1 protein-coding gene is annotated in these 365 nt (G+C 58.1%); it reads left to right on the top strand.

The features are described 5' to 3' along the window. A partial coding sequence (locus tag X742_RS1000000175210; protein ID WP_198019297.1) for a hypothetical protein occupies positions 1-330 on the top strand: 330 nt, incomplete at its 5' end. Positions 331-365: the final 35 nt, after the last annotated feature.

Below are 365 nucleotides of genomic sequence, written 5' to 3'. Positions count from 1 at the left end.
GACAAGCACCGGCTTTCCGGTGTCGAACAGGCTGCCGTTGATAACAAGGGGACCGACGTTAATGTCGTTGAGAAGTGCGGGGCCGACGATTGTCAGGTCATTGCAGATGGCCCGCTGTCGCACCGCGTCACCGATGCTGGCCTGATCGCAGTTGGCAATATCGACATCATAGCACCGCCACGTGGCTCTCAGCAGTTTGTGAATTTCCCTAGAAGTTTTTTCCAGACTGGTCGCGTCCTGCGAAAATCTCTCGATTTGCCTGTACCGTCTTTCCAGTCTGGCAATGGCCTGTGCGCGTTGCGTAGGCCACGCGGGGATGCCATCGCCTAGCAGCGGAGGCGACATAACGAGCGGCGGAGGCGACA

Source organism: Mesorhizobium sp. LNHC229A00 (assembly GCF_000502415.1).
In the GTDB taxonomy this organism is placed as follows: Bacteria; Pseudomonadota; Alphaproteobacteria; order Rhizobiales; family Rhizobiaceae; genus Mesorhizobium.
The sequence above is the reverse complement of the archived record's forward strand: the minus strand, read 5'-3'. Positions and strand labels throughout refer to the sequence as shown.